General features: G+C 41.3%; 7 protein-coding genes. 3 read left to right on the forward strand and 4 right to left on the reverse strand.

Annotation, left to right across the window (positions count from 1 at the left end; translation table 11 throughout):
• Positions 1–340 precede the first annotated feature (340 nt).
• Positions 341–904, forward strand: a complete 564-nt coding sequence (locus AN393_RS19280) for a cytochrome b (protein WP_055018916.1) — start codon at positions 341–343, stop codon at positions 902–904.
• A gap of 31 nt (positions 905–935) precedes the next feature.
• On the opposite strand, the gene arfA is transcribed toward AN393_RS19280, so the two are convergent.
• The 3 genes from arfA to AN393_RS19295 all read right to left on the reverse strand — a co-directional run bounded on the left by arfA (position 936) and on the right by AN393_RS19295 (position 5,094).
• Positions 936–1,136 carry an alternative ribosome rescue factor ArfA gene (gene arfA / locus AN393_RS19285; protein WP_055016886.1) on the reverse strand — a complete coding sequence of 67 codons (201 nt, stop codon included), beginning with the start codon at positions 1,134–1,136 and terminating at the stop codon, positions 936–938.
• Positions 1,137–1,349: 213 nt separating this feature from the next.
• The gene (locus tag AN393_RS19290; protein ID WP_055016885.1) at positions 1,350–3,890 is read right to left on the reverse strand and encodes a TonB-dependent siderophore receptor; all 2,541 of its coding nucleotides are present in this window, start codon (positions 3,888–3,890) and stop codon (positions 1,350–1,352) included.
• A 226-nt stretch (positions 3,891–4,116) separates the two neighbouring features.
• On the reverse strand, positions 4,117–5,094 hold the full coding sequence (locus AN393_RS19295) for a sensor histidine kinase (protein WP_055018917.1): 978 nt from the start codon (positions 5,092–5,094) through the stop codon (positions 4,117–4,119).
• A 111-nt stretch (positions 5,095–5,205) separates the two neighbouring features.
• Here AN393_RS19295 and AN393_RS19300 point away from each other — a divergent pair, with 111 nt between their 5' ends.
• Complete coding sequence (locus tag AN393_RS19300) at positions 5,206–6,537, forward strand: HD domain-containing phosphohydrolase (protein ID WP_055016888.1); 1,332 nt, start codon at positions 5,206–5,208, stop codon at positions 6,535–6,537.
• A 274-nt stretch (positions 6,538–6,811) separates the two neighbouring features.
• Entirely contained in the window at positions 6,812–7,831 is a 1,020-nt protein-coding gene (hemH, locus tag AN393_RS19305) for a ferrochelatase (protein ID WP_055016883.1), read from the forward strand.
• Between the two features lie 77 nt (positions 7,832–7,908).
• Here the strand turns inward: hemH and AN393_RS20620 are convergent.
• Positions 7,909–8,142 (reverse strand): hypothetical protein (locus AN393_RS20620; protein ID WP_235576220.1); only part of this gene is annotated, 234 nt, incomplete at its 5' end.

Consider the following 8,142-nt stretch of genomic DNA (forward strand, 5'->3'; position numbering starts at 1 on the left):
CCTCGGTGTACTCGGTGGTGGAATTAATGAGAAGCTGCGCTTCTAACGTGAGCAAGCTCGACGTCTACAAGTTTCACTTCTCATTTACTTCTCCATCCCTTCTCTTTGTGCGTTTTGTATTAAAGATCAATTAATCACAAAGAGGCTTAGAGGCGCTTTGCTTTTAAAGAGGCAACAAACATTGCGCTGAACCACGCGTGGCGGGTTATCCCTTTTTAAACTCAAAAATAGGTGTCGTTAACCCTACTTTAACCTTCTATAGTTTAAGCTAGCCGCATTAATGTTGATTATTCAACTGTAACGCGACTAAGCGCCACTTTTTAAGTTAGGAATAACCACAATGAAACTAACAAAAGATACACCACGTACATTAAGTAAAACCACTATAAGCCTGCATTGGATTGTGGCTATTTTAATTATTGGGTTATTAGGCTCAGGCCTGTATATCGAAAACTTTAAAGCGTTTTTTCTAATGAGTTGGCACAAATCATTTGGCGTAATACTACTTGCTTTTGCGTTACTAAGAGTAACATGGCGCATTATAAATGGTTGGCCAAAGCACGATGTTGAACACCCAAATTATGAGCAAATGTTAGCTAAAATTGTGCATTACGTTCTTATAATAAGCATGTTACTTATGCCTATTTCGGGGCTGATTATGTCGGGCTTTGGTGGGCACGGCGTGGAGGTGTTTGGGCTTGAGCTTATACCGCACAACCCCAACCCAGAAAACCCACAAAAAAGTCTCGCTTTTAACCAAGGCTTAGCAGAGATAGGAAAAACCGTTCACGGTATTACAGCAAATGCGCTATTAGTGGCGTTAGGTTTACACATTGTGGGCGCTTTAAAACACCATATTATTGATAAAGACAACACGCTTACGCGCATGTTTGGCAAAAAGTAAGCTGTTAAAAGTCTTATTTGATCGGTGCTATTTAAGCCGCGATTAAATAAGACTCTCGTCTTACGTGTTTGCTAGTGCGTTTATACGAGCCTTTTCCTTTTTTAGCTTTTACTACTTGTGGTTTAAACACTTTAGAAGTTACTAACGCCGCTAGCGCATTATGATTAATAACACCTCGCCCGGTTTCTACCGCACTATTATTTGCGGCTTTGGTTTTCGATTTTTTAGCCATTTTATTTCCTAACTATTTATAACAATAAGAATCTTAAGAAGTGGCGATTGTATGCCTAATTTTCAACCTTGCAAGTGTTTTAACGCGCTTTTTTCATAATAAATAAGCATTAAAAAAGCGCAGTAAGTAACTGCGCTTAGTAGTAACCTGAACTCTGGATAATAAATCTATCTCTTAACCAGAATTCAGGTTAAATAGGTTTAGCTCAAATAATTAAAATTCAAAGCTTACTTTTGCATAGTAAGTACGCCCGTCAAAGCCATAAGGCAATGCACGTACAGGGTATTTAAATGCACCGTTAGTTATAAAGTTAAGTACTTCGTCGTCACCTAACTCATCCGGTGTTTCATCAAATACGTTGTCTGCGCCTACTGATAAATTAAATATTTCGTTAATTTGGTAGCTTACATTTACATCAACTAACACAGCCGATTCAACTGTACTTGTTGGCTTAAACGACCCCGTAGGCGAAAGCTCCCCTGGTAAAGGGATGTGGTCGTTACCAAAGTACTTAACGTCTGTTTCGCCAAAGTAGTTAAAACGAAGTGTTGTTTGATACGCATCACGCTCGTAGTCAAAGGTAAGGGTTGCACGCTCACTTGGCTGACCGTCGGTAAAAAAGCTACGTTGTAAATCGTCAAACGCCACCGACTCAGGAATACCCTCTTCAGCATTTACGTTATCTATTTTAGTGTCGTTTAGGTTACCCGCAAAAGTGACACCAAAGTTACCGCCCTCTACATCAGTACGGTAAGAGGCAATAATATCAACACCTTGTGTAGTTGAATCTACAGAGTTTGAAAAGTAGTTAGCCTGCACTGCGCCTGTTGCTTGTAAAGCGGCTACAGCTTCATCGCTAAAGGCAACATCATCAGCAGACAGTAAACTACCAAGCGTAATACGGTCTTTAATTTCTACACGGTAAAAATCAACCGTTAACGACAGCTCGCTAGTCACATCGTAAACAAAACCTGCGCTGTAGTTAGTTGATGTTTCAAGCTCTAGGCTATCTACACCCAATGCACTTGGGAAAGCTGTTCCCGTATTTGCAGTAAACGACTGTGTAAGTGTGCCATCTGAACCTAGGTTAGTCGTAAATGCAGTATACCCACTTTGCTGCAGCGATGGCGCTCTAAAACCGGTAGATACTGCACCACGCACTGCAAAGTCATCGTTAAATTCATAACGTGTTGCTAATTTACCAATTAAGTCATCGCCTGCATCTGAAAAGTCTTCATAGCGAAGCGCACCACTTACGTTCCATGCATCAGTGATCATCGTTTCTACATCTACGTAAAACGCGTAACTGTTGCGGTCGCTGTCGTTAGCGGCCTCTGGGCGCAGACCGTTATAAGCCTGAAAGCCACATTGAGCAAATTGATCCGGATCGTTAACCGATGGGTACGAAGTATCCATATTTGCAAGGCCACATGCGTACGACGCTTCATCGCCTGGTACTATTTCGTAGTTTTCTTTACGGTATTCTGCACCCAAAGTGATATACAAAGGCTCACTTCGGCCAATATCAACTATGCCGTTAAAATCTGCATTAACCGTTGTTTGGTCAAACCTAAAGCCACCCGAGTAGCCACCGGTTGGCCCTGCATTTGCGGCTATGTCGGCATCGCTTGCATCTGGGTTATTAAACACATACTCTGCCGCATAAGAGGCATTTAACGTATTGCGTGAAGTAAAGTCGTATTGGTTTTCACCATACACTGCCGATACATCGTATCCCCAATCTGGGGTTATGTCGCCTCTAAAACCAACCGCTACTGAAATATCTTCAGCTTCGTTATAAATGCGAGGTAAAAAGCCATCGCTATATACTTGCGTTACATTTTTAGTCGCTTCGTTATAATTACGGTAAAAACCGTTACCCAGCGCAGTGCGCTCAGAATAACCACCAAATGAATACAATTCGCTTTCGCCCACTGGCAGCGCCATATTATAAAACAACGAGGTAAATTCGCTTTCTGAATTACCTTGGCCCCAACGCACATCTTCACTCAGGGTGCCTGGTTCAACGTTTAACGAGCCACCCGTATCGCGCTCAGCTCTGTTTGTACCATCGGCATCACGATATTCAAGCGATAAGTTAATAAAACCGCCTTCGTTACCTAAATCAAAACCACGGTTTAAACCTGCAGAAAGCGTGTCGCCATCGCCCTCACTGGTGCCACCGTATTGTACGTAACCGGTTGTTACACCCGTTGAATTATTAAGTGATAAGTTAATTACGCCGGCTATTGCATCTGAGCCGTACTGCGCTGCTGCGCCATCGCGCAATACTTCTACGCCTTTAAGTGCAGTAAGCGGAATCGCGTTCATATCGGTGCCCGCAGCACCCGCACCTACCGTGCCATTTAAACCAAAAATAGATTGATTATGACGGCGCTTACCGTTTACCAATACTAACGTTTGATCGGGCTGTAAGCCGCGCAGCGTGGCAGGTCTAAATAAATCTGAGCCATCAGACACTTGTGTACGAGAAAAGTTAAACGATGGAGCCGTTGCTTGCAGGCTCTGCCCTAGCTCTGTAAAGCCACCTTTGTTTAAATCATCAGCGTCTATTAAATCAATAGGTGACGAAGACTCAGTAGAGGTGCGATTAGATACGCGCGACCCTAATACAGATATTTGTTCGATATTTTGTGCAGCCTCTAAAGGTGCTTCTTGGGCGCTTACAATGCTTGGTGCGCTTACGGCAAACGCAACAGCTGCAGCTAATGAATTTAAACGATATGTTGACATAGTGACGACCCTGTTTAGTGTGTTCTTTAATATTTGTTATTGCGATGTAACGCATCGCTTGTAGAACATCCTAGCAACATATGCAAATAAAAAGAAATGAAAAAAACTAAATAATAGGTCTAACTATGCAAAAAATTGTAAAAACCACAAAATAACACTTAAACTTGTTCAAAATGCATTCAATTTGGGAATTTAATTTCACCCATCGATTTGGTTAACACCTTATTTACAACAGATTTATTGCACTTTCTTCTGCTTTTACGGGTAACCAACAACAAATGGTAGTACCTGTTCCTAAAGTGCTGCTAACTTCTATTTTTCCGCCATGTTCTTGCAAAATAAAGTTAACAACTGTCATTCCTATTCCTAACGAATGTGCTGTATTTTTTGTACTAAAAAAAGGCTTAAACAGATGCATTTGAGTATTTTCGTCCATTCCACAACCGTTATCTTTCACTTTTATACATACACCTTCATTTTGCTGCGTTACGCTTAGATCAATAATGCTCCCTTTTTCTAGGTCATGCGCGCACGCTTGTTGCGCATTTAATAACAACTCTACAAAAATTTGGTGAATTGACGATAACTCTCCCCAAATGAGCGGTAATTGCTCAAAATTGGTTTTTATTTCACAGTATTTAAGCTGTCCTTGTAGTACCTCTAAAGCAGAGCATGCAACCTCACTCACATCTAAATATTGCTTATTATGTGAGTATGTAAATTGGCTAAGATTTAATAAATTGTGTACGGTTTGCTTTATGCGCTTTAAACCCTCTAGGCTTTCGCTTAATTGAGAGTAAATTTCATGGACGTTCCATGCATGTTCGTATTGCTTTTTTAAATCAGCTAATACGTTTTTATATTGCCCAGCATTTAATTGGCCAGTTAAAAACTGCTCGTTATAGTGAAGGGATTTAGATAAAAGAGGGCTAATATATTGCAGGCTTTCTATATTACTAATTACATACGAGAGCGGATTATTGATTTCGTGCGCTATACTGCAAGACAAATCCCCCACGCTTGCCATTTTGTCGGCCTGAACAAACATTTGCTGATACAAAGAGAGCTCAGCAGCATTTTTATTAAGTTCGTTATTTAACACAACTAACAGTTGGCTTTTATCTTCAAGCAGTTGTTCTGCGGCTAGGCGCTTTCGTTGCTCATCTAAAAAAGCCTGTTTATAGTCCTTGGTCACCGTGCTCATCCTATTCGCTCCATAAATATGCATCCATGTATAACGTTTAGTTTGCCATACGTATTTATGCAAACTAGAAGCAATTTTTAGACTATGCTTATTATTTTAGAAGGTAGCACTATGACCCAACCAGCAGATCCTGCACATTCAATCACTGCCGTAGACGTACTTTGTGTTGATGACGACGAAATTGTTCTGCGCTCTCTAACCTCTTTATTAAAAAATAATAACTTTAGTTTTATAACCTGCAAAAGCCCAGTGCAAGCGCTTGAGCTTTTAAGCAGCCACGAATTTAGCTTAATCATTAGCGACATGAAAATGCCCACTATGAACGGCGCGCAATTTTTAGAGCAGGCTCGTAACAAAGCCCCCGAAACACAACGTATTTTATTAACAGGTTACGCCGAAATAGAAACCACTTTAGCCGCTGTTAACCTTGCGCAAATTAACGGCTACATACAAAAGCCATGGCAAAACGATATGCTTTTGCGCAGCATTAACGATAGCATCGAGAAATTTCAGTTAAAAAAGCAAAACAAACAGCTTGAGCTGCAAGTAAAGCAACAAAATAAAGAACTTCTGGAACTAAACAATTCATTAGAGCAACGAGTAGACAAACGCACCAAACAAATTAAGCAGGTGCTTAAGCAACTAGAAGAGGCTAACGAGCGCGAAAAAAACGAACATAAAGCCACCGTAGAGCTGCTTTATAACTTTATAAATGCTAACCCTTATTTAGATGGCAACAGAGCACAAAAGATTGCCGACACGTGCACGCAAATAGCGCTGTATTTAAACCTATCGCAAAAAAGTATAGATTTAGCCCCAATGGCGGGTTACTTAGCACAAATAGGCTTGCTTGCCATGGACCCAGAGCTCTATAAAAAGCCAGTAAGTCGGCTGAGTGAGCAACAGCGCAAAGCTTTTTACACTCACCCTAGCACCGCACAATTAATGCTTATGCCTGCTATTCACTTACACGATGTATCCGATGCAATTTACCATCAATATGAACGATTTAATGGTAATGGCTTACCAAAGGGGCTAGCTGGGAACGATATACCTATTGGCGCCATGGTACTTAGCGTGGCTCGCGATTATTGGAACGCATTTGAGCAAAGCCAAGGTTCTACCGATAAAGAGCGCCACAGCGATGCCCTCGAAACCGTAAAAATGTACAGCGGCACTTTTTACCACCCTAAAATTGTGCGCGCACTTGAAGCAAGCCATAGCAAATTAAACGAGCAGCTTAATAATGCCGGCTCAATTATGATATGCAGCGCTAAAGAGCTAAAAGCCAATATGATTTTAGGCCACACGTTGCACAGCCACAGCGGTATAATGCTATTACCTAAAGGCCACGTGTTTGGTAGAAAATCCATCGACAAGCTACAACAACTAGAAACCAAAAAACCAACCCCATTTAGAATAATGGTAAAAAGCGCTAAATGATTGATCTAAACTGTGCTTTTTTTCGTTACAATGGCCGTATATAAGCTAAACTAATTCAAACAGGTACCTATTGAGTTGGGTATATTTTTTAAACTGTTTAATACCAATCCGCTTAATTAAGTGATTTATTTTAAGGGTGGAAAAACGTGTTGATAGCTAGACAAAAACTCGCTATTTAGTTGTACTAAATGAGAATTTTTTAACGCTGATAGCAACCCGTTTAGCCCCGCAAAATGATTAAGTATTAGTATCACATTGCTTTAAGGAGCACACCGTGTCGCGATTTTCTGCTGTTACTGACAATCCCCACGACGGGCGTTTTAATCAAAAAACAGGCATTTTACTCACCAATTTAGGTAGTCCAGACGCGCCTACCCCAGCAGCACTGCGTACCTACTTACGTGAGTTTTTATCAGACCCCCGTATTGTAGAAATACCACGTTTAGTGTGGATGATAATACTTCACGGTATAATCTTGCGTATTCGCCCTAAGCGCTCAGCAAAACTGTACAAAAGTATTTGGACCGAAAACGGCTCGCCGCTTACGCATATTACCCGCCTACAACGCGACAAACTAAACGCGCTATTAAAAGAGCAAGGTTATACCAATACCGAGGTTGTAATGGCCATGCGTTACGGTAACCCTTCAATAGAAGCAGGCCTTGAGCAGCTGCGCGACAAAGGCCTTACGCGTATTATTGTATTACCGCTTTACCCACAATACTCAAGCCCGACAACCGGCTCAACATTTGATGCCGTTTCAAGAGTGTTACAAAAGTGGCGCTGGGTGCCAGAGCTCCATTTTGTAAATGGTTATCACAAAAACACCACTTACATAGACTCATTAGCAAGCAGCATAAGCGAAGATTTAGAAAAAAACGGCATGCCACAAAAACTCGTTTTTTCATACCACGGTATGCCTAAACTGTTTTTAGATAGAGGCGATCCATACCACTGCCTATGTTTACAAACCACGCGCTTGGTGATGGAAAAACTTGGCCTTGATAAAGACAAAGCCATTAGCACCTTTCAAAGCCGCTTTGGTAAAGCCGAATGGTTAAAGCCATACACCGACGCCACGCTTGCATCGCTCCCTGATGAAAACATTACCGATATAGCAATTTTAAGCCCAGCTTTTAGTGCCGATTGCCTAGAAACGCTCGAAGAGCTTGAAGAAGAAAACCGTGAAATATTTGAAAACGCCGGCGGCGAAAAATACCGTTACATAGCCGCTTTAAACGACAGAGACGATCACATCAACGCTTTATATGATGTGCTAAAACCAATGCTTTAAACGCATTTTTATTGTCTAAATCTAAAAAAGCGGTGTTAATTTTAACACCGCTTTTTTAATGCGCAGGTAAGCATTTATTAACTGCCATAGCCAATTTCACGCGAGCAGGCTTCGCGCTTACCTAAAAAATTAACACCGAGGTAAATTGCCATGTAGACGCGCATTGCTTTCGTATTAAAAGCAACGCTTTTACCTAGGCATAAAGTGATTGTTTCATCACACAGAAGCGAAGCTGAATACCTAGAAAAGTGACTTAACGTTACGCGTGTTTTTCTGTGTAGCGCGAAGCGTCTAAGTGTCCTGGGTGGTAG

Source organism: Pseudoalteromonas sp. P1-25, assembly GCF_001401805.1.
In the GTDB taxonomy this organism is placed as follows: Bacteria; Pseudomonadota; Gammaproteobacteria; order Enterobacterales; family Alteromonadaceae; genus Pseudoalteromonas.